Genomic DNA, 21509 nt, shown 5'->3' with positions numbered 1-21509 from the left:
TGTCCCAAGCGCTCTTTGACGGAAGGATACAATCAATCCCCGGATACGTCCAATTCTATGCCCCGAGCGCTCCCATAGGCTGCATCCGGTCGAACGCCGCTCCAAGGCGATGGACGCAAAAGTCTCTGGGAGGAGAACATGGGGTCATCAGTCACCCGCTTCGCAGCGGGATTACTCGCCGTCACCGGGGCGGCCCTTTTCGCAGCCGATGGGCCGGCGCTGGCACAAAGCTCGGTCAAGATCGGTTACGCGCTTTCGCGCACCGGTCCCAATGCTGGCGGTGCCGCGGTGACGACGCTGCCGAACTACGAAATGTGGGTGAAGGAAGTGAACGCCGCGGGCGGCCTGAAGCTCGGTGACAAGCGGGTGCCGATCGAGGTTGTGCAATATGACGATCGCTCCAGCGCCGAAGAAGCGGCGAGGTCGCTCGAGCGGCTGATCACCCAGGACAAGGTCGACTTCATCCTGCCGCCCTGGGGCACCGGCCTCAATCTGGCGGTCGGGCCGATCCTGAACAAGGCCGGCTATCCGCATCTCGCATCGACCGCGGTGACCGATCGCGCGCCCGAACTGGCCAAACGCTGGCCCAACAGCTTCTGGCTGCTCGGCACCAGCGCCGGCGCCGCCAACACGCTGGTGGATCTCTTGGTCAAGCTGCGCACTGAAGGCAAGATCGGCGACACCGTCGCCATGGTCAGCGTCGCCGACGGTTTTGGCATCGACCTGTCGGGCGCCGCGCGTCCTGCACTGGCAAAAGCCAATTTCAAGCTGGCCTATGACAAGACCTATCCGGTCGGCACCCAGGACCTCAGCCCGATCGTCAACGAGGTCAAGGCGCTCAATCCGGATGTCTTCATCGCGTTCAGCTACCCGCCGGATACGCTTGGGATCACCGAACAGGCGCGGATCGCAAGCTTCAATCCAAAAATCTTTTACACCGGCGTCGGCACGGCCTTTCCGCTGTTCAAGCAGAAGTTCGGCGCCAATGCGCAGGGCGTGATGGGGATCGGCGGCTGGAGCGGCGACAGCGCCCCGATCAAGGATTACCTGGCACGCCACAAGGCGGCAGCGGCGAACGGCGCCGAGCCGGATCGCTGGGCCAGTGCGGTGACCTACGCCAGCCTGCAGATGCTGCAGCAGGCGATCGAACGCGTCGGCAAGATCGACCGTGAGGCCGTCATCAAGGATCTGCAGACCGGGACCTTCGATACCATCATCGGCAAGGTCAAGTTCGAGAACAACCTGCCGACCAAATATTGGTGGGTCGGGCAGTGGCAGGACGGCGAATTCTACGGCGTCGGCCCGGCCACCAACGAAGGCGCGCGTACGCCTATTGTCCCGAAGCCGGCATGGAAGGCGCCGTGATCGGCGATTGGTCCAGACGGCACTGAGTAAATGACGAACGCCATCTTCACCGGCCTGATGCTCGGGGGCATGTACGCGCTGATCGCCATGGGGCTGACGCTCCAATATGGCGTGGCGCGGATCATGAACCTGTCCTACGGCGAGTTTCTCGTCGCGGCGGCCTTTGCGTCCTACTGGCTGTTCACGGGATGGGCATTGAACCCGTTGCTTGGGCTGGCGCTCGTCATTCCCGCCGGTTTCGGCGTGAGCCTGTTGCTGTACCGCGTCCTGCTCACGCCGCTGGTGCGCCGGGCGCGGACGCGGGGCGCGCTCGAAGTCGACAGCATCCTGGCGACGTTCGGCATGATGTTCATCGTCCAGGGCATCATGCTGTCGATGTTCGGGGGCGCTTACTTCAGCTACTCCTTCCTGGCGATCCCGGTCAGCCTGTTCGGTGAAATCCTCGCCTTGAATAGGCTGATCGCGTTCGGCCTCGCGGTCGCCGTCGGGCTGGCGCTGTATCTGGCGCTGACGCGCACCCGGCTCGGCACATCGATCCGCGCGGTTGCGGTCGACCCCATGGCCGCACAGCTGGTGGCGATCGACGTGGTCAGGACATCCGCCTTTGCTTTCGCGCTCGGCGGCGCGCTGGTGGCGGCGGCTGGTGTTCTGATCAGCATGTTTCTGACCTTCAGCGCCTCATCGGGGGTGATCTTCACCATGAAGGCGCTGATCGTGGTCGTGATGGGCGGCGTCGGCAATCTGCTTGGCTGTCTCGTCGCCGGGCTGGCGCTGGGCTTAAGCGAATCCTTGGTCGCGACCTTCGTCGATCCGGGCCTGACACTGGCGGTGAATTTCGCGCTGTTCCTCGGCGTTCTGCTGGTCAAGCCGGCGGGCCTGTTTGGGAGGGCGCAGCGATGAGCGCCATGCGCCTTGCCGCCGCGCTCGCGGCCTGCGTTGGCCTCGCCGTGCTGGCGCTGCTGCCTGTCTACGTCGACGCCTATTACCTCGCGCTCGCGATCGGCCTCCTGCAATTCACGGTGCTGGCGACCGCATGGGGCCTGTTCTCCGGACCGACGCGTTATGTCTCGCTGGCGACGACGGCGTTTTTCGGGGTCGGCGCCTATACGGTGGCGGTGCTCGGCGAACTGCTGCCCTGGCCAGTGGTGCTGCTGATTGCGACCGCGATCGGCGCGGTGATGGCCGTTGTCGTCGGCCTTTCCACGCTGCGGCTCAGCGGCCTGCATTTCGTGATCTTCACGTTCGGCCTCGCCGAACTCATTCGCCAGCTCGTGATCTGGTTCGAAGTCAACAAGTCCCGCGTGCTCGGCCGCTACGTGTTCGTCGATATCACACAGAAGGACATTTACTGGCAGCTTCTCGTGCTTGCGGTCGCCGTGTTCGTGATCGGCTGGCTGATCGCGCGCTCGCGGCTCGGCTTTGCGCTGCGCATCATCGGCGAGGACGAAACGGTCGCCAAGCATTGCGGGATCAATGTCACCGTCGCCAAGGTGACGCTGTTCACGATCAGCGCCGTGTTCATGACGCTGGTTGGCGCGATCATGGCGCCGCGCTGGACCTATATCGAGCCGTCGATCGCCTTCAACGCCACGATTTCCTTTGAAGTCGTGATCATGGCTCTTCTGGGCGGCGCGCACCGGCTCTGGGGGCCGGCGCTCGGCGCCATTCCGCTGACATTGCTGTTCGAGTTCCTGGCGGCACGGTTTCCGACCGCCTCGACGCTGATCATGGGCGTCATCTTTCTGCTGATCGTGTACGCGCTGCCCGCCGGCGTCGTCGGCCTCTGGGACAATTTCCGGCGGCAATGGCGGCCGCAGCGCGCCGGGCAGGAGGCCAAGGCATGACGGCCACAGGCTCAACCGTTCTTGAGATCAAGGGTCTGGTCCGGGCGTTCGGCGGCCTTGTTGCTGTCAATGCGCTGGATATGACGGTCGGGTCCGGCGAGATCGTCGGACTGCTCGGTCCGAACGGATCAGGCAAGACCACCGCGCTCAATCTCGTCTCGGGCGTGCTGCGTCCGGATTCCGGCGCGATCCACTTCGCCGGGCACGACATTGCGGGGATGGCGACGCACCGCATCGCGCGTCTTGGCCTCGGGCGAACCTTCCAATTGGTGCGCGTGCTCGACGGCATGAACTGCGCCGAGAATGTCCGGGCGGGCCTCGCCTTTCATCCGGCACGCTTGGCGCGCAGCGAAATGGATGCCGCTGCCATCCGATTGCTGGAGCGGGTCGGGTTGAAAGATGCCGATCAGCGCCTGGCAACCGAGCTGACTTACATCGACCGCAAGCGCCTCGAGTTGGCGCGCGCGCTGGCGCTGAAGCCGCGGCTTCTTCTGCTCGACGAATGGCTGGCCGGGCTCAATCCCTCCGAGCTTTTGATCGGCATCGCGCTGATCCGCTCGTTGAAGGAGGAGGGTTTGTCGATCTTGCTGGTCGAGCACGTCATGGACGCGATCCGTTCGCTTTGCGATCGCTGCGTGGTCATGAACAGCGGCCGGAAGATTGCCGAGGGGACGCCGGACAAGGTGTTATCGGATCCCGCCGTGATCGAAGCCTATCTGGGAGCACCGGCCGATGCTTGAGGTCGCAAACATCAGCGTCGCCTACGGCCAGCATCGCGCATTGACGGACGCAAGCTTGAGCGTGGGGCGTGGCGAAATCGTCGTCATCCTCGGCGCCAATGGCGCGGGAAAGACCTCACTGCTGAAAGCCATCGCCGGCATCGTGGCCTGCCTTCCCGGCAAGCGCGTCACGCTTTCGGGACGCGATATCGCAGGTCTTGCGGCGCACGAGATCGTCGAAGCCGGTCTGGCGCTGGTGCCGGAAGGCCGCGGCATCTTTGCCGATTTGACGGTCGCGGAAAACCTGTTGCTGGGCGCCAATCCGAAGCGCGCGCGTGACGGGGAGGCGGCGCGGCGGGAGCGGGTGCTGTCGCTGTTTCCGCGCCTCGGTGAACGGCTCGGACAGACGGTGCGGACCATGAGCGGCGGCGAGCAGCAGATGGTCGCAATCGGTCGCGCGCTGATGTCCAATCCCGACGTGCTCCTGCTGGACGAGCCCTCGCTCGGCCTGTCGCCGCTCCTGGTGCGTGAATTGTTCGCAAGCCTTCGCAAGGTGCGCGAGAGCGGCGTCGGCCTGCTGCTGGTCGAACAGAACGCGCGCGAAAGCCTCGCCATCGCCGATCGCGGCTACCTCATCGAGAACGGCAAGATCACCGGCAGCGGTACGGGGACCGAGCTGATGTCCAACGATGCCGTACAGCGCGCCTATCTCGGCGGAATTGTCGCAAGCGCGGTTTGAGATTCACGAAAACAACCTGAAAACACGGAGGATCACGCCATGAACCAGATCAGTCTGCTGCTCGAAAACCAGGACGTCCAGGCGGTCGACGGCGTCACGTTCGATCGCCTCAACCCCATCACGGGTGAAGTCGCTACTCGCGCTTCCGCCGCGCAGATATCCGATGCTAAACGCGCGGCCGATGCAGCTGCGGCGGCGTTTCCGGCGTGGTCGGCGACCGGGCCGGGTCTGCGCCGAAAGATTTTGCTCAAGGCGGCCGACGCGCTCGAAGCCAAGACGGCGCAATTCATTGAACTGATGGCGACTGAAACCGGCGCGACCGCCGGCTGGGCCGGGTTCAATGTGATGCTTGCAGCGGGGATGCTGCGCGAAGCCGCCGCCATGACGACGCAGATTTCGGGCGAGGTCATCCCGTCGGACAAGCCGGGCTGTATCGCGATGGCGGTCCGGCAGCCGGCCGGCGTCGTGCTCAGCATCGCGCCCTGGAACGCCCCCGTGATCCTCGGCGTACGCGCGGTGGCGTTGCCGCTCGCGTGCGGAAATACGGTTATTCTGAAGGCCTCGGAGATCTGTCCGGGCACCCACCGCTTGATCGCGGAATGCCTGCGCGATGCGGGATTGCCGCCCGGCGTGGTCAACGTCATCACCAACGCACCGGAAGATGCACCTGATCTGATCGAGGCCCTGATTGCGCATCCGGCCGTGCGCCGTATCAACTTCACCGGCTCGACCCGTGTCGGCCGCATCATCGCCCAGACGGCAGCAAGGTATCTCAAGCCGGCACTGCTCGAGCTCGGCGGCAAGGCGCCGCTGATCGTGCTCGATGACGCTGACATCGATGCCGCGGTCGCCGCTGCCGCGTTCGGCGCGTTCATGAACCAGGGACAGATCTGTATGTCCACGGAGCGGATCGTGCTCGACAACAAGGTCGCCGACGCTTTTGTCGCGAAGCTGGCGACCAAGGCCGACTCGTTGGTGGCGGGCGATCCGCGCAAGGGCGGCACGCCGCTGGGATCGCTGATCGGCGCTGACGCCGTCGATCGCATCCAGGGTCTGATCAAGGACGCGGTAGCTAAGGGCGCGCGCGTCGTCGCCGGCGGCCGGTCGGAGGGGACATTGATGTCGGCCACCGTGCTCGATCACGTCACCTCGGTTATGCGGATCTATGGCGAAGAATCGTTTGGTCCGGTGGTCAGCATCGTGCGCGTGAACAGCGTCGATGAGGCCGTGCGGGTCGCGAACGACACCGAGTATGGATTGTCAGCTGCGGTGTTCGGCCGCGATATCGCCCGCGCCATGGAGGTCGCCAAAAGGATCGAGTCGGGCATTTGCCATGTCAACGGCCCGACGGTGCACGATGAAGCGCAAATGCCGTTCGGAGGCACCAAGGCCTCCGGTTATGGCCGTTTCGGCGGCAAGGCAGGCATCGCCGAATTCACCGAACTGCGCTGGATCACCATCGAGACCGGTCCGCAGCATTATCCGATCTGAGTCAGACGAGGAGAGGTCACGCCGCGGAAATCCCGCGGCGTGACGCCAAAGAAACTCTTGAAGGTCCGGGTCGCGTGCGCGCCGTCGGCGAAACCGCATTGCATGGCCAGCGCCGCAATTGAAGTTTGCGACAGGGCAGGTTGCTGCAGCAGGTTTCGAAAGTGGTCGACGCGCAGTCCGAGTACGTGGCGTTCAAACGTCGTCTGGTGGTCGGCGAAGATGCGATGCAAGGTTCGCTCCGAAACGCCGAACGCAGTTGCAATCGCCGGAGCCGGCCGGATCGCCTCAATGTTCGCCCTCAGATAGGTGTCGATCAGGCCGAACAGCTCGGTGCGGGTAAGCCCGTGGTCGTCACCGGTTGCAAGACGAAGCAGGGTCGACAGATAAGCGGCGATATCCGTTTCGGCCTGGCCTGGCCGCGCATCCGACAGATGGATGGCCGCGCGAATGAAAGCCGCGATCGAGCGCGCGATGGCGCCGGACAGAGGGACGGGTCTTGCGCATAGTCGCTCGGCTTGCGGAAACATCTGGAGCAGCGTCGCGGCAGGAACTGTTGCGATCAGCACTTCGGAACGCTGTTCGGGTCCATCTAGTCGATCCTCGAACGGCCGCCGCGCGTCATAGAGTACGCCATATCCCGGCTCGATCGTGCCTTCGTTGCCGGCCTGCGCCATCGAGCTTCGCCCGCGACGCTGGAAATCGAACATGAATTCGTCCGAGCCCGCCTTGCTCACGAGCTTTGCGTCGCGGCTGTAACATTGCGGGCTGCTGTCGAAACGCACGAGTTTGACGCTGCCGAGTTCCACGAACTCGAAGTGACCGCTGACCCGCGTCGGACCGATCGGCCTGGTCTCGATATGGGCGAATGATCGACAGATCGACTCGGTCCAGAACGCCTGGCGTTCGGCGGGGTGGATTTGGTCTGTCGAGACGCTGATCGGCATCGCGGATGCGGTTCCACAAGGTGATGGCTCACCGTCGCCCGAATTCGGTCCGGCTGGCAAGGTCGAAAAGCTGGCAGGTTCATTCAAGACGGTGCACCCTGGTTACCCTAACGTGCGGTCCAATGTTGCAAGGTGTGAATATGGACCTGACGAGAGAACCGGCCGGTATGGCCGTCAAGCATCCCCTCGATCCACTCAGCGAGGCTGAGGTGGTGCTGGCCTCCGATCTCCTGCGGGCCGCCAAGCAACTTGGTCCGGATACCCGTTTTTCCCACGTCCAGCTTGAGGAACCGGCCAAGGCCGACATCCTCGGATGGAAGCCCGGTACCAAGCTGCCGCGCCAGGCGGCGGTCACGCTTTTCGACTGCAAGACCGGGGCGACCGATGTCGCGACCGTCGATCTCGGGTCACGGCAGGTGACGGCATGGCGAGAGCATTCGACCAAGGTGCATCCTTATGGCCAGCCCCCGGTCACGATCGAGGAGGTGTTCAAGGTCGGCGACATCGTCAAGCGTGATGCCGGATGGCGACACGCGATGAAGCGTCGGGGGCTGACGGACGAAGACATCGAGCTGGTCCAGGTCGATCCGTTCTCGGCCGGTTACTTCGACCGGGACGTCGAGAAGGGCCGCAGGCTTGTCAGTGGGGTTTCCTTTTGGCGCCGCGATATCAAGGACAATGGCTATGCCCATCCGATCGAGGGCGTGGTCGCGCTGGTCGATCTGATCGAGGACAAGGTCGTGCAGCTCGTGGACGAGCCGGAAATCGTTCCGATCCCGAAGCGGTCTCGCAACTATGATCGCGCATCGATCCCGAAAATGCGCGAGGACGTCAAGCCGCTCGACATCGTGCAGAAAGACGGTCCCGGTTTCTCCGTCGAGGGTTGGAAGGTGTCCTGGCAGAACTGGTCGTTCCGCGTCGGCTGGACGGCACGCGAAGGCCTCGTGCTGCATCAGATCGGTTTCAACGACAGCGGACGCGAGCGACCGATCATCTATCGGGCCAGTGTCAGCGACATGATCGTGCCTTATGCCGATCCGACCGCGAACCATTTCTGGAAGTGCGCATTCGACGCCGGCGAGTACGGTCTGGGCAAGCTCGCCAATGCGCTGGAGCTTGGCTGCGACTGCCTCGGGCACATCCATTATTTCGATGTGCCGGTTGCCGACGATTACGGCAAGCCGTCTGTCATGAAGAACGCGATCTGCCTGCACGAGGAGGATTACGGCATCCTCTGGAAGCACTATGAATTCCGCAACGAGACGTTTGAGGTGCGGCGATCCCGCCGTCTCGTGATCTCGTTCTTCACGACTGTCGGCAATTATGATTACGGCTTCTACTGGTATTTCTATCAGGACGGCACGATCCAGCTTGAAGTCAAGCTGACCGGCATTATCCAGACCGCGGCGGTAGCGCCCGGCCAATCCTATCCCTGGGGCGGCATGGTCGCGGAGGGGCTCGGCGGTCCGACGCACCAGCACTTCTTCAACGCGCGCCTGCACATGATGGTCGATGGCGAGCGCAACAGCGTCACCGAGCACGAATTCAAGCCACGGCCCTTCGGCAAGGACAATCCATACGGCAACGTGTTCGACACCACGGCGCGAACGCTGGCGTGCGAACAGGATGCGGCCCGCGAGGCCGACGGCCGCACCGGGCGCTACTGGAAGATCATCAATCCCAACCAAACCAACAGCGTCGGCGGGCCGACCGGGTACAAGCTGCTGGCGCATGCGGCGCCGGTCATGCTGGCGCAAGAAAACTGTTACATGACCGCGCGTGGCGGCTTTGCCACCAAGCACCTCTGGGTCACGCGCTATGCGCCTGACGAACGCTATGCCAGCGGCGAATTCCCGAACCAGCATGCCGGCGGCGACGGTCTGCCGAAATACGTGGCGCAGAACCGCGGAATCGAGAACGAGGACATCGTGGTCTGGCACACTTTTGGCGCGACCCATGTCTGCCGGCCCGAGGATTTTCCGGTCATGCCGGTCGAATATGTCGGGTTCGCCCTCAAGCCGAACGGATTCTTCGCCGAGAATCCGGCGATGGATTTGCCGCCTGATCGCAACGACGCAAGCCGCGACGTCAGGGAGAAGGGGGCGTGCTGCGCCTGACACGCGACTGGTTTCGCATCCGATCCAAACAGGAGATGGGCCATGAACCGCAGGAAGCTTCTAAAGGGCGCCGGTCTTGCCGTCGCCGCAACGGCTGTCAGCGCGCCCGCGATCGCACAGTCGGCTCCAACGGTGCGCTGGCGGCTGACGACGTCGTTCCCAAAATCCCTCGATACGCTCTATGGCGCGTGCGAGATGTTCAGCAAGGCCATGGCCGATCTGTCGGAACAGAAGTTCCAGATCAGCGTGTATGGCCCGGGCGAAATCGTGCCGGCGTTCCAGGTGTTTGACGCGGTCGCCAACAACACCGTCGAGATGGGGAACAGCGCGTCCTACTACTACATCGGCAAGGATCTGGCGTTCGCGTTCGGAACCGCCGTACCATTCGGGCTCAACACGCGGCAGATGAACGCCTGGCTCGCCTATGGCGGCGGGCTCGAACTCATGAACGACCTCTACAAGCCTTACGGCATCTACGGCCTGCCGTTCGGCAACACGACCGCGCAGATGGGCGGCTGGTTCCGCAAGGAGATCAAGACGCTCGATGATCTGAAGGGCCTGAAATTCCGGGTCGGCGGCGTGGCCGGGCAGGTGCTGGCCCGCATCGGCGTCGTGCCGCAGCAGATTCCACCCGGGGATATTTATCCCGCACTCGAAAAAGGTACGATCGACGCTGCCGAATGGATCGGCCCCTATGACGACGAGAAGCTCGGCTTCCTGAAGGTCGCGCCCTACTACTATTATCCCGGCTGGTGGGAAGGCTGCGCCAACGGCTTTCTCTACATCAACACGGCGAAGTGGGCGGAGCTTCCAAAAGTCTATCAGGACATGATGACGATCGCGGCCGCGCAGGTCGCGGCCGACCTGACCGCCAAATACGATACCCGCAACGCCCAGGCGATCAAACGCCTGGTCGCGGCCGGCGCGCAGCTCCGGCCGTTCTCGACCGACATCCTCGACGCCTGCTTCAAGGAGACCAATGAGCTGTTTGCGGAGGTCGCGGCCAAGAACGCAAAGTTCAAAGCCCTGAACGACTCCATGACGGCGTTCCGCAACGAGCAGTATCAGTGGCATCAGGTCTGCGAAGCCACCTACGACAATTACATGATCCGGCGAAGCCGCGGCTAGGCTGACATCGCCGGCGGCTTGCCAGAACCGGAGACGCATTTGGATATTCGCACCGGGCGGCCGGTTTCGCTCGCGCCTCGCGGCATGGTGACGTCACCGCATTCGCTGGCCTCCTCAGCCGGCGTCGATGTGCTGCGTGCAGGTGGATCCGCCATCGATGCCGCGATTGCCGCGAGCGCCGTGCTTGCGGTCGTTTATCCGCACATGACGGGGCTGGGCGGCGATGCGTTCTGGCTCGTGCATGACGGCCGCAGCGGAGAGATCAAGTACCTCAACGGCGGCGGCAAGGCGGCAGCGGGCGCATCGCTGGCGTCGATGGCGGGGAGAGGGCTGAAAGAAATCCCGCTGCGCGGGATCGTCCCGGCGACGCTGACGGTGCCGGGCGCGGTTGCTAGCTGGGCCGCGGCGCATGAGGCCCATGGCCGGCTGCCGCTGCGGCGCGTACTCGAAGCCGCGACCGGCTATGCGCGCGACGGCTTTCCGGTCACCGGACGGCTGGCGAGCTTCATCGAGATGATGCGCGACGATCTCGTTCAGCAACGCGAAGCCGCCGGGATTTTCTTACCCGGTGGTGCGGTGCCAGCGCCAGGCACAAGGCTCACCAATCCCGATCTGGCGAGGACGCTTGAAGCGATCGGGGATCATGGATGGTCCGGCTTTTACGAGGGGCCCGTCGCCGCTGAAATGGTGCGCTTCTCGCAAGCGCAAGGCGGTTTCTTTCAGCCCGGAGATTTCGAGGCGCAACGGGCGAGTTGGGGTATGCCGCTGACCGGTCGTTATCGCGACGTCACCATCTTCAACACGCCGCCGCCGACGCAGGGTTTTACCGTGATCGAGATGCTCAATCTGCTCGAGCCGCTCGAACCGCACCGCATGGACTTGCTTGGACCCGACCTATTGCACCTGATGGTGCAGGCCAAGCAGATTGCCTATCATGACCGCGATCTGGTGCTTGCGGATCCAGCCTTTGCCGATGTGCCGGTCGAAACGCTGATCAGCGAGGACTACGCGCGCAAGCGGGGCCGGTTGATCGATCCGGCGCGCGCACTGAAATGGGATGAGGTGCCGTCATTCGGCAGCCTGGCCGGCGATACCGTCTACATCGCCGCGGTCGACCGCGACGGCAACGCGGCCTCGCTCATTCAGAGCCTCTATGGCGGCTTCGGGTCATGCGTGGTGGCGGGAGCTACTGGCGTCGTGCTGCAGAATCGCGGCGCGTACTTCTCGCTCGATCCCAATCATCCCAATCGGCTTGAGCCTCGAAAAATCCCGCTGCACACCCTCATCGCCTCGATGGCCAAGCGCGACGGCAAGCTCTGCAGCGTGCTGGGCTGCATGGGCGCGGATGGCCAGCCGCAGATCCAGCTGCAGCTCTATTCGGCGATGATCGATCACGGGCTCGATATTCAGGCGGCGATCGAACTGCCGCGGTTCCTGTCCGGCCGCTTCGCACTAGGCGAAGCGCGCGACACCCTGCACATGGAAAACCGCTTTCCGGCGGACACGATCCGTGTGCTGGAACAACGGGGCCACACCGTCCATCGCTGGGCCCCGTGGGAGGAGATGGCCGGCCACGCCCATGGCATCACCATCTCATCGCGCGACGGGACCTTGAGCGGCGGTTCGGATCCGCGCAGCGACGGTGCTGCGATCGGATACTAAAACGTCAGTTCGCCGTCTTGAACGGTGCGACCGCGATCCCGGCTTCCTTCAACGCCTGACGCAGGCCGCGCCCGATCTCGACAGCGCCTGGCGTATCGCCATGAATGCAGACGGTATCGGTGCGCATCTTGATCACCTTGCCTGTGACCGAGACCACGGCGCCGTCCTGCACCATCCGCACCACCCGATCGGCGATCGCCTTGGGATCATGAAGCACCGCGCCCGGCTTCTTGCGCGACACCAGCTGGCCGTCGTCTTCATAGGCACGGTCGGCGAACACTTCGTGCACCATCGGCAGGTTGGCCGCTTCGCCCGCGGTCACCAGCTTCGAATTGGCCAGCACCACGAAAATCAAATTGGGATCGACCGCCTTGATGCCGTTGGCGATCGCCCGTGCGGTCATGTCGTCCTCGCAGGCGACGTTGGAGATCGCGCCATGCGCCTTGACGTGGGTGACCTTGTGGCCGGCCGCAGTCGCAATCGCCTGCAGCGCGCCGATCTGGTAGGCGATCAGGTTCTCGATCTCGGATGATTTCAAGCCGGGCATCGGGCGCCGGCCAAACCCGTGCAGGTCGCGGTAGCCGGGGTGAGCGCCGACGCTTACGCCGCGCGCCTTCGCCAGCTCGACCGTGCGGCGCATGATATCAGGATCGCCGGCATGGAAACCGCAGGCGACGTTGACCGAGGTCGCAAGCTCGATCATCGCGGCGTCATTGCCCATTTCCCACGCGCCAAATCCTTCGCCGAGATCGCAGTTGAGGTCGATGGTTGTCATGGTGCTGGTCCGCTTCTGGTGAGTGGATCTTGAACTAGTCCGGTCCCGATACATCCGCAGGCGATGCGACCTGCCAGGTGGTTGCGTCGACGGCGCTGACGGCATAGCCGGCGACGTTGGCATCTTGCAGCGCGTCGATGTTGAGATCAAAGCTTTCGATTGACCGCAGCCGGTCAGGCAGGGAGCGCAACAAATCGGCGAACTGGCGCGCTGCGGCCTGGGCTTCCGCCATGCTGACGGGCTTGAAGCGAAAGGCGCGCCCGGCCGGCGTCTGCGCAAACCGCCCAAAGTCGGCGGAAATCACCGTCGCGATTTTGGGATAACCGCCGCTGGTGCCGCGATCCGGCATCAGCACGATCGGCTGGCCGTTGCCGGGAACCTGCAGGCTGCCGTTCACAGTGCCGTCGGAAACGATGTTGTGGCCGTGCAGATGCTTGATGACGGGGCCTTCGAGCCGGTAACCCATGCGGTCGCTGGTCGCCGATATCTTCCACTCGCTGTCGATAAACAGCTGTTTGGCATCATCGCCGAATTCGTCGTCCTGCGGTCCCCAGACCACGCGGATTGGGGCGTCGGCCGTGGCCGGCAGTTCGATCCGGCGTTCGGGCGCGCCGCTGGCCGGCTGCGTCTGCAACTCGTCGCCGCTCTGCAACGGGCGGGGATAGGGGCTGCCGAGCCCGGCGCGGGCGTTGACGGAGAGGCTGCCAAAGTCAGGTTCGCCGATGATGCCGCCCTCGATGGCGAGGTAGCTGAACGAACCGCTGCGGGCAAAGCCAAGTGTCAGGGTCTCGCCGTCGGCCAGCGTCGCAGACGTATCGACCACAACCGGGCGTCCGGCGATGTCGGCGTTGCGTGACGCCCCTGACAGCGCGATGCGAACGGCGCCGCCGCGCGCCGTGAAGGCGGCGCCGAACGGGCCGATCTCGACAGCGGCTGCAAACAGCTCGTTGCCGACCAGCGTGTTGGCGGCCGCCAGCGCCAAGCGGTCCATCGCGCCGCTCGGCACCAGGCCATAGCGCTGGGAGCCAGGGCGGCCGCCGTCCTGTACCGAACTTGCCGGGCCGATGGAGGTGATGACGAGCTTGCTCATGAGGGCATCAACTCGGCCACGATCTCGCCCGCCGCCGCGGCGCGGTCCTGCTCGGCAAAGGTTTTGCTGTCGACCGGTTCAAAATTGATGGCGTCGCCGGGCTCCAGCAGGAAAGTCGGATCGCGATGCAACTGGTAGGTTCGAACTGCAGTCTGTCCGAGCAGATGCCAGCCGCTGGGGCCGGCCAGGCATTGCACGCCGGTCTGCACGCCGCCGATAGAGACCGTGCCGGCCGGGGTCAGCAACCGCGGATTTTGCCGCCGCGGCATCTGCATCGAGGCCGCTAAACCAGAGAGATAGGACCAGCCAGGCGTAAAGCCGATCATGGCGACGCGGTAGTCGCCGGCGACGTGCCGCGCCACGATGTCGTCGGGCGTGGTCTTGAGCGTCTTGGCGACGTCCTCGAGGTCGACGCCGTGCTCGCCGCCATAGACAACGGGGATGCGCCAGCGGCGAGTCTTTGTCGCCTCCGGTACCGGCAGCTGCGCCAGCGCCAGAATCTGCTCGCCAAGTGCTTCAAACGAAGTTCGCACGGGATCGTAATGCACCAGCAGCGAGCGATAGGTCGGAACGGTCTCGGTGACGCCCTCGATTGGCGTCGCTGCCATCGCGCGGTCGAGCGCCAGCACCCGCCCGTTGGCGGCATCATCGATGTTGCGGGAAAACTCCACCGTGATGGCGCTGTCGCCACTGGGCAAAAGGCGGGGCGGGGGTAGCGTCGCGGCCATGGCCTCGGTACTGCCTCGGATCTGTCTCAGGACTGGCTGGGGACTGTCTCAGGGACTGCCTCAGGGACTCTTGCGCTGAGATCAAGCTGTAGCGTGTTTCGCGCGCCAGTGGAATTCGCTTCGTGCGAAATCATTGAGCAAGTTCAATAAATTAATCTGCATGGCAGCGATAAGCTGTTGTGATCGCTCCGCTGCGAACGAACCCTTGACGCGATGCCCGCGCCCCGCAAGATGCGCTACCTTTTGATCCCCTCCCATTGGAGCGTTGCCTTACCGATGTCCCTGACCCCCGAAGCGATCGCGACCCTGTCCCGCGTGTCCACTGCCACCATCACCACGGTCCTGCTGAAGAAGGGCCTGCGGAACGTCTGGATGCGCGGCACCAAACCGTTGCGTCCGGGACAGCCGCGGCTGGTCGGGCCGGCCTTCACGCTGCGATTCGTGCCCGCGCGCGAAGATCTCGCCACCCCCGAGTCATGGTCCTCGCCGATCTCAACCCGGACGGCGATCGAAGCGATGCCGCAGGGCTGCATTGCCGTGGTCGACGCCATGGGCGTCAAGGATGCCGGTATCTTCGGCGACATCCTGTGCGCGCGCATGGTCAAGCGCGGGGTCGCGGCGCTGATCACCGACGGCGTCGTGCGTGACGTCGATGGTGTGCTCGGCACCGGCCTGCCGGTCTGGTGCGATGGTTACGCGGCGCCACCGTCGGTGGCCGGGTTGACCTTCGTCGGTTGGGGCGAGCCTATCGGCTGTGGCGGGGTTGCGGTATTTCCGAACGACGTCGTGGTCGCCGACCAGGACGGCGCGGTGTTGATCCCGCAAGCGTTCCTCGACCTCATCCTGGCCGAAGGTGCCGAGCAGGAGCGGATGGAAGCCTGGATCGTCAACGAAGTGAACAACGGCGCGGCGCTGCCCGGCCTCTACCCCATGAACGCCGAGACCAAGGCGCGCTACGCGGCGAGCAAGAAATAACGTCAACAAAGCGAGGTAACGCCATGGATATCCACGTCTCCGGCTCGCGGCCGACGCGCAAGGCTCCACCCGACTATTTCACCGGTACGGTCTGGCAGGATCCTATCATCGCCACCGAGGCGCCGGCGCGGCTGGTTTCCACCCGCGTCTCTTTCGAGCCCGGCGCGCGTACGGCGTGGCACTCGCATCCGCTCGGGCAGACCCTGTACGTGGTTTCGGGGATCGGCCGTGTGCAGGCCGTGGGCGGGCCGGTCCGGGAAATCCGGCCCGGGGACGTAGTCTGGATCCCGCCTGGCGAGAAGCACTGGCATGGCGCCTCGCCAACCAACGGCATGACCCACATCGCCATGCAGGAAGCACTCGACGGCAGCTACGCGACCTGGATGGAGAAGGTCACGGACGCCGAGTATGCGGCAAAGGTCGGGTAGAGCGGGAACAGATCAGGTTGGCTAGCCGCGGCCCATTCTACTTTGCATGGGGTTGTTTTCGCGACTTCTTGTTCGGGCGCTGCCGTTCATCGCCCATAGCGTGAACCCGATGGCCTGACGCGACACGGGAAACCACAAGCAAAAAGCCCCGCCGGCGAAGGCGGGGCCCCGGTTGAATGTGCGTCGTCCGCGCGTCAGTTCACACGGGTCCAGGTCTGGCCACCGCAGAACATGCCGCCAAAGGCGCAGCCCTGAACGCGCAGGCTGTCGGCACCTTTCAGCGCGAGCGTTGAATCATAGGTGCTGCCGGAATTCGGATCGAAAATCCGGCCGCTCCATTTGTTGTCCTTGCCAGGCTTCATGTTGATCAGCACCTGCTCGCCGTTGCGGTTCGACTTCTTGTCGACGGAATAGCCGCAAAGATTGGGGCCGCATTGTTCGATGCGGACCTTGCCTTCCTTCTCTTCCGTCAGCCAGACGCCAAGCGGCGAGGTCGCCGCCTGCGGGGCGGCCGGCGGCGGTGCGGGCGGCGGTGTTACTGTGGCGACGGAAGGCGCAGGCTTCGGCGCGGGAGGCGGCTCTTGCTGGACCTGCGGGGCGGGTGCGCTGGGCGGCAGTGGAGCGGCCGGCACAGTCACCGGATCCGCCGCCGGAGCAACGGCGACATTGGCGGCCGAAGGTTCAGCGGGCGCGACCGGTGCGGGAGCTGCAGGGATGGGTGCAGGGGCCGGCGGCACAGCGGCTTGTTCGGCGGGGACAGGCGCGGCGGGAGCAGGTGCGGCGGGAGCGACCGTGTCGGGTGGCGTCCTGGAGTCCGTCTTCGCCTGTTGCGGCGACTGCTTGCGCGGACGGTCGCGATCACCGTCCTCGTTGCGCGAGCGTTTGGCCTTCGGCGTGTTGTCGTAGACGCCCGGGATCTGAACGGTGCCGCGATCGGGATCGATCCTAATGGTGCGGCCGCCGTAATCGAAGGTGTACTGCGCCTGCGCGGCACTGCTCGCCAGCAAAAGCGCGGCGATCGCCATAAGCTTCTTCATGATGACCTCCTGAGCAGGGAATCCCAACCCCCGAAGCTACGCAATGGCAGCTCGCAAAACGTGATCCAGATCACTTTCAAATCATGAGTCGTATACTAACGGCTTTGGTTCAATGTCGTTCGCGCAGCCTAATTTGCCCCCGACAGACGGTCAATTTGCGGCGAAATTGCATTATTTGCCGGCCGATCAATCGAACCAGGCGGCGTAGATTTTCCTGAAACTGCCGTCCTCTCTTGCAATGTGCAGCCACTGATCGACGAAGGCTTTCAGCGCCACGTCGCGCTGCAGCCAATAGGCCTTCTCGGCGAAGTCGAACGGCTTTTCGGGATGCACCGCGCACAGCACGCCGGGATGCAGCTTCTGCTGATACAGAGTCTCCGACGAGTCCGTCATCATCAGGTCGGCATTGCCCTTGGCGATCTCGTCGAAGATCGTGACGTTGTCGTTGTGGAGTTTCACTTCCGCATTCTTGACGTTGGCGCGGGCAAACCGTTCGTTGGTGCCGCCGGGATTGACGATCACGCGCGTGCCGGGCTTGTCGATGTCGGCCATGGTTTCGTACTTGCCCTTGTCGGCGCAGCGGGCGATCGGCGTCTTGCCCTCACGCATGATCGGCGTCGAGAACAGGCCCTTCTTCTGCCGGTCGAGCGTGATCGATACGCCGCTCATCGCGACGTCGAAATTGTCGGCCTCGAAGTCCTTCATCAGTTGCGGCCATGCGGTGTGGACGAATTCGATCTTGACGCCGAGCGCCTTGCCGAGCGCTTCTGCCATGTCGACGTCGAAGCCGCGGAATTTCGACGTCGTCTTATCGAGATAGGTGAAGGGCAAATAGTCGCCGGTCATGCCGACCCGCAGCGTGCCGCGCTTGATGATGTCGTCGAGGCGGGAAGGGGCTGGCTGCTGGGCATGGGCTGATATCGTCAACAGGGCAGCCATACCCAGACCAAATAGCATTCGAAGCATCAGTTCTTCTCCGCCGGTGAATTCGATGACACCTAGTTTGTGATGACGCAGGATTTAGACCAGATGCGCGCGCCGTACCAGCCGGAGAAATCCAATCGTGACCATCTCTCTTTGTGAAACGTCAGTCGATGTTTTCGTGCCGTATCTCGGCAATCTGTCGGCCCTGCTGGACCACGGCTCGACCTATGCCAAGGCCAAAAACATCGATCCGGCGATCCTGCTCGATATGCGGCTCTTTCCCAACATGTACAATCTGACGCGCCAGGTGGGGGAGGCCAACCGTCATGCGGTGGTTGCCTGCGCGCTGCTCGCCGGGCGCGAGCCGCATGTTTTTCCGGAGGCCTAGCCAGATATTGCGGAACTCCAATCGCGTATCGCGGCAGCGATCGCCTTTGTGCAGGGCCTGCCACGCGCGGCGATTGACGGCGCCGCAGACAAGGAGGTGGTGTTTACATTCAAGAACGGGGCGACACGTAAATTCACCGGGGCGGTCGTTGCTGCTGACATTCAGCGTGCCGCAGTTCTTCTTCCACGTCACCACGGCTTACGACATCCTGCGCCACGCCGGCGTGGATCTCGCCAAGAAGGATTTCCTGGGGCCGCCGAAATAGCGCGCAGGATTACGTCTCGCCGTTGTCTTTGCGCACCAGATTGGCGACGGCGGCGCGTCCCGTCATTTCGCTTTTCAGTTGCTCGAACCGGTGACGTGCCGCGGCTTCGCGGTCGTCGACCAGCTGGATCGCGGCATCCTTGTTCATCGGTCCGCTGACAATGGGCGTTGAATTCTCGCCTATGGTCTCATCGACGTAATACTCGCCATCGTCCTCGCGGACCGTCCATTTGAAACGGATCGCGGCCATCGGTCCGGGCCCGACCTTGGAATAGCCATCGGCCTCGAACGGTAGAAAGACCTCAGGCGGCGGGGCGGCCTCGATCGGCGCGGCGGTCTCAAGCGGCGGAGGAACCGCCATCGATGGCAGTGCCTCGATCGGTTGAAATTCTTCGAGTGGCGGAGGGGTGGCCGGCACCTCTTCAACGGCAGGCCGTTCCCGCTCGCGGGGGATCACGGGCGGCTGATCGAGAATGCTGGCGATCGCCGCCAGGGCGTTGTCGGTCGGGTCGTTTTGGCTCACGATTCGGCCTCCGGATCGAACTCCGTCTGCGGAATCGGTGTCCCCGTTGCCGCCCGGTATCTTTTCCTCGCTTCCGAATGAGGCTGAGTTTTGTCCGTTCAGGCGCAAAACCGGCTATGCCGGGCGCGGACCTGCGCGTTTAGCCCGTCATACGGAATAAGGGTTCCTTATGCTTGGGCCGGTATGAAACATCCCGGGCGGCGGCTCGATGGTTCAGCCGTCGCCCGGATTGATCATGCCGGATCGGTCAGAGCACGTCCTGATTGATCACGTTCTGACGCAACGGATCGCCGTCGAGAACGCTCAGGATATTGCGCGCGGTCTGTTCGCTCATGCGATCGACGGCTTCCCTGGTCACACCGGCGACGTGGGGTGCGAAGATGACGTTTGGAAGCGCGAACAGCGAATGGCCGGCCGGCGGCGGCTCCTGTTCGAACACGTCGAGACCGGCGCCGGCAAGTTTGCCGGACAGCAGCGCGTCATGCAGCGCGGGTTCGTCGACGATGCCGCCGCGCGCGGTATTGATCAGATAGGCGGTCGGCTTCATCCGCCTCAAGCGCGCGGCATTGATCATGCCGACCGTCTCCGGGGTCTTCGGGCAATGCAGGCTGACGAAGTCGGCGCGCGGCAACGCCGCGTCGAGATCGGTAACAGGCTCGCAGCCGGCGGCCTTGATGTCGGCCGCGGGCTTGTAGGGATCGAAAACCAGCACGTTCATTTCCATCGCCTGGCAGCGCTTGGCGGTGCGGGTGCCGATGCGACCGAAGCCAATGATCAGGACGGTCTTGCCATAGAGGTCGTAGGGCAGCATGCCGAGCCGGCTCGGCCATTTGTTGTCCCTGACGATGGAGTGCATTTCCACCGCGCGTTTTGCCAATGTCAGCATCATGAACAATGCGCACTCGGCAACGGAGGGCGAATTCGCTGTGCCGGCGACCATCAGCGGCACCTTGCGGCGGCTCAACGCCGGCACATCGACGGCATCAAAGCCGACGCCGATCCGGGTCACCACCAACATGTCCCTGGAAGCTTCCAGTTCCGTTTCGCCAAAGCGGGTGCCGCCGAGGGCGACACCATGGACCGGCGCATGCTCCTTGAGCTTGGCCTGAAAATCCGGTTGCGAGATCATGTTGGGGAATTCAACGAGCTCGATATCCTCGCGTGCGTCGAGCAACGCACGCCCCTGCTGTGACATCGATTCCGTGACGAAGATTTTCTTCTTGTTGGTCGCCATTTCCTGCCCTTGGGTGACTGTTGTCCCCGCCGTCAAATGACGGCGCCGCTCACCTCGTTTAGCAGGTGCATATTGTTGAGGTCCACTGCCAATCGGAGCGGGGCGCCATCCTGCGCGCCGGCGTTGGGATTGACCCGGCCGCAGACCTGCGTGCCCTCGAGCGCGAAATAGATCAGCGTCTCCATTCCCATCGGCTCGGTGACGTCGAGCGTGGCATCGAAGTTTTCGACGCCGGTTTCCGGATGCGGGCTCGCTTCCGTGATGTGCTCGGGCCGCAGTCCCAGCAGCAGCTTGTCGGTCCGCGACACGCTTTGGTATCTGGCCGCGCGCGCCGGCGGCAGCGGGAAGGCGAGACGGTCGGTGATCTGGACATGGAGCTTGCCGCCGGATTCCTCGAGCCGGCAGGGAATGAAATTCATCGCCGGCGAGCCGATGAAGCTCGCGACGAATTTGGTTGCGGGATTGTGATACAGCTCGTTCGGCGTTCCGATCTGTTCGATGCGGCCATGGTTCATCACCACGACCCGGTCGGCGAGCGTCATCGCCTCAACCTGGTCGTGGGTAACGTAAACCGTTGTGGTGCGGACCTTCTGATGCACCTTCTTGATCTCGATCCGCATCTGGACGCGGAGCTTGGCGTCGAGGTTGGACAGCGGCTCATCGAACAGGAACACCTTGGGATTACGCACGATGGCGCGGCCCATGGCGACGCGCTGGCGCTGGCCGCCTGACAGCTGCTTCGGCTTGCGGTCGACGAGTTCGACGATGTCGAGCATGCGCGCGGCTTCGTCGATCCGGGTCTTGATTTCGGCCTTCGGATAGCGCTTCAGCCGCAGCCCGAACGACATGTTTTCCGCGACCGTCATGTGCGGGTAGAGCGCGTAGTTCTGAAACACCATGGCGATGTCGCGGTCCTTTGGCGGCACGTCGTTGACGACGTCGCCTCCGATCATGATATCGCCGTCGGTGATGTCCTCGAGCCCGGCGATCATCCGCAGCGTGGTCGATTTTCCGCAACCCGACGGACCCACCAGCACGACAAACTCATGATCGGCGATGTCGAGATCGATGCCGCGCACCGCCTCGACGTCGTCGTACTTCTTGACAACCTTGCGCAACGTCACGTCAGCCATG

General features: G+C 63.7%; 20 protein-coding genes and 1 pseudogene. 12 read left to right on the top strand and 9 right to left on the bottom strand.

Annotation, left to right across the window (positions count from 1 at the left end):
- Positions 1–138 precede the first annotated feature (138 nt).
- Genes ABIE49_RS00810 through ABIE49_RS00785 form a run of 6 tightly spaced genes read left to right on the top strand, consistent with a single transcriptional unit; the run spans position 139 to position 6158 of the window.
- Positions 139–1365: an amino acid ABC transporter substrate-binding protein gene (locus ABIE49_RS00810; protein WP_192736004.1), complete on the top strand. Its 1227-nt coding sequence runs from the start codon at positions 139–141 to the stop codon at positions 1363–1365.
- Between the two features lie 30 nt (positions 1366–1395).
- Positions 1396–2265: a branched-chain amino acid ABC transporter permease gene (locus ABIE49_RS00805; protein ID WP_249133094.1), complete on the top strand. Its 870-nt coding sequence runs from the start codon at positions 1396–1398 to the stop codon at positions 2263–2265.
- Positions 2262–3209, top strand: a complete 948-nt coding sequence (locus ABIE49_RS00800; protein ID WP_502915854.1) for a branched-chain amino acid ABC transporter permease — start codon at positions 2262–2264, stop codon at positions 3207–3209. The genes ABIE49_RS00805 and ABIE49_RS00800 overlap by 4 nt, the downstream gene beginning before the upstream one ends.
- Positions 3206–3949, top strand: a complete 744-nt coding sequence (locus ABIE49_RS00795) for an ABC transporter ATP-binding protein (RefSeq protein WP_192736003.1) — start codon at positions 3206–3208, stop codon at positions 3947–3949. The genes ABIE49_RS00800 and ABIE49_RS00795 overlap by 4 nt, the downstream gene beginning before the upstream one ends.
- Entirely contained in the window at positions 3942–4667 is a 726-nt protein-coding gene (locus ABIE49_RS00790) for an ABC transporter ATP-binding protein (protein ID WP_192736002.1), read from the top strand. The genes ABIE49_RS00795 and ABIE49_RS00790 overlap by 8 nt, the downstream gene beginning before the upstream one ends.
- Positions 4668–4706: 39 nt before the next feature.
- On the top strand, positions 4707–6158 hold the full coding sequence (locus ABIE49_RS00785; RefSeq protein ID WP_192736001.1) for an aldehyde dehydrogenase: 1452 nt from the start codon (positions 4707–4709) through the stop codon (positions 6156–6158).
- Here the strand turns inward: ABIE49_RS00785 and ABIE49_RS00780 are convergent.
- On the bottom strand, positions 6146–7102 hold the full coding sequence (locus tag ABIE49_RS00780) for a helix-turn-helix domain-containing protein (RefSeq protein ID WP_192736000.1): 957 nt from the start codon (positions 7100–7102) through the stop codon (positions 6146–6148). The genes ABIE49_RS00785 and ABIE49_RS00780 overlap by 13 nt on opposite strands.
- A 140-nt stretch (positions 7103–7242) precedes the next feature.
- Between ABIE49_RS00780 and ABIE49_RS00775 the strand changes: the two genes are divergently transcribed.
- The 3 genes from ABIE49_RS00775 to ggt are packed head-to-tail and all read left to right on the top strand — an operon-like array spanning position 7243 to position 12009.
- Positions 7243–9219: a primary-amine oxidase gene (locus tag ABIE49_RS00775; protein WP_192735999.1), complete on the top strand. Its 1977-nt coding sequence runs from the start codon at positions 7243–7245 to the stop codon at positions 9217–9219.
- Between the two features lie 42 nt (positions 9220–9261).
- Positions 9262–10347, top strand: a complete 1086-nt coding sequence (locus tag ABIE49_RS00770) for a TRAP transporter substrate-binding protein (RefSeq protein ID WP_192735998.1) — start codon at positions 9262–9264, stop codon at positions 10345–10347.
- A gap of 39 nt (positions 10348–10386) precedes the next feature.
- Positions 10387–12009 (top strand): gamma-glutamyltransferase, encoded by a 1623-nt coding sequence (gene ggt, locus ABIE49_RS00765; protein ID WP_192735997.1) that lies wholly within the window; start codon positions 10387–10389, stop codon positions 12007–12009.
- A 4-nt stretch (positions 12010–12013) separates the two neighbouring features.
- Here the strand turns inward: ggt and ABIE49_RS00760 are convergent, their stop codons facing one another.
- The 3 genes from ABIE49_RS00760 to pxpB are packed head-to-tail and all read right to left on the bottom strand — an operon-like array spanning position 12014 to position 14602.
- Entirely contained in the window at positions 12014–12784 is a 771-nt protein-coding gene (locus tag ABIE49_RS00760) for a LamB/YcsF family protein (protein ID WP_192735996.1), read from the bottom strand.
- Between the two features lie 34 nt (positions 12785–12818).
- Positions 12819–13874, bottom strand: coding sequence for a 5-oxoprolinase subunit C family protein (locus tag ABIE49_RS00755; RefSeq protein WP_192735995.1), 1056 nt, complete (start codon positions 13872–13874; stop codon positions 12819–12821).
- On the bottom strand, positions 13871–14602 hold the full coding sequence (gene pxpB, locus ABIE49_RS00750) for a 5-oxoprolinase subunit PxpB (RefSeq protein ID WP_192735994.1): 732 nt from the start codon (positions 14600–14602) through the stop codon (positions 13871–13873). The genes ABIE49_RS00755 and pxpB overlap by 4 nt, the downstream gene beginning before the upstream one ends.
- Positions 14603–14878: 276 nt before the next feature.
- Here pxpB and ABIE49_RS00745 point away from each other — a divergent pair, with 276 nt between their 5' ends.
- Both ABIE49_RS00745 and ABIE49_RS00740 read left to right on the top strand, forming a co-directional pair.
- Positions 14879–15577, top strand: coding sequence for a ribonuclease activity regulator RraA (locus tag ABIE49_RS00745; protein ID WP_192735993.1), 699 nt, complete (start codon positions 14879–14881; stop codon positions 15575–15577).
- 23 nt (positions 15578–15600) lie between these two features.
- Positions 15601–16005 carry a (R)-mandelonitrile lyase gene (locus ABIE49_RS00740; RefSeq protein WP_192735992.1) on the top strand — a complete coding sequence of 135 codons (405 nt, stop codon included), beginning with the start codon at positions 15601–15603 and terminating at the stop codon, positions 16003–16005.
- Positions 16006–16199: 194 nt separating this feature from the next.
- Here the strand turns inward: ABIE49_RS00740 and ABIE49_RS00735 are convergent, their stop codons facing one another.
- Positions 16200–17042, bottom strand: a complete 843-nt coding sequence (locus tag ABIE49_RS00735) for a DUF2147 domain-containing protein (RefSeq protein WP_192735991.1) — start codon at positions 17040–17042, stop codon at positions 16200–16202.
- 186 nt (positions 17043–17228) lie between these two features.
- Complete coding sequence (locus tag ABIE49_RS00730; protein WP_192735990.1) at positions 17229–18008, bottom strand: transporter substrate-binding domain-containing protein; 780 nt, start codon at positions 18006–18008, stop codon at positions 17229–17231.
- Between the two features lie 97 nt (positions 18009–18105).
- Between ABIE49_RS00730 and ABIE49_RS00725 the strand changes: the two are divergent.
- Positions 18106–18619: pseudogene (locus ABIE49_RS00725) on the top strand (DUF1993 domain-containing protein).
- 9 nt (positions 18620–18628) lie between these two features.
- Here ABIE49_RS00725 and ABIE49_RS00720 read toward each other — a convergent pair.
- The 3 genes from ABIE49_RS00720 to ABIE49_RS00710 form a co-directional block, all read right to left on the bottom strand.
- Complete coding sequence (locus ABIE49_RS00720; protein WP_192735989.1) at positions 18629–19141, bottom strand: hypothetical protein; 513 nt, start codon at positions 19139–19141, stop codon at positions 18629–18631.
- Between the two features lie 247 nt (positions 19142–19388).
- The gene (locus ABIE49_RS00715) at positions 19389–20375 is read right to left on the bottom strand and encodes a hydroxyacid dehydrogenase (RefSeq protein ID WP_192735988.1); all 987 of its coding nucleotides are present in this window, start codon (positions 20373–20375) and stop codon (positions 19389–19391) included.
- Between the two features lie 32 nt (positions 20376–20407).
- Positions 20408–21508: an ABC transporter ATP-binding protein gene (locus ABIE49_RS00710; protein WP_192735987.1), complete on the bottom strand. Its 1101-nt coding sequence runs from the start codon at positions 21506–21508 to the stop codon at positions 20408–20410.
- Between the last annotated feature and the right edge of the window lies 1 nt (position 21509).

The sequence above is a fragment of the Bradyrhizobium sp. OAE829 genome (assembly GCF_040546575.1).
GTDB lineage: Bacteria > Pseudomonadota > Alphaproteobacteria > Rhizobiales > Xanthobacteraceae > Bradyrhizobium.
The sequence above is the reverse complement of the archived record's forward strand: the minus strand, read 5'-3'. Positions and strand labels throughout refer to the sequence as shown.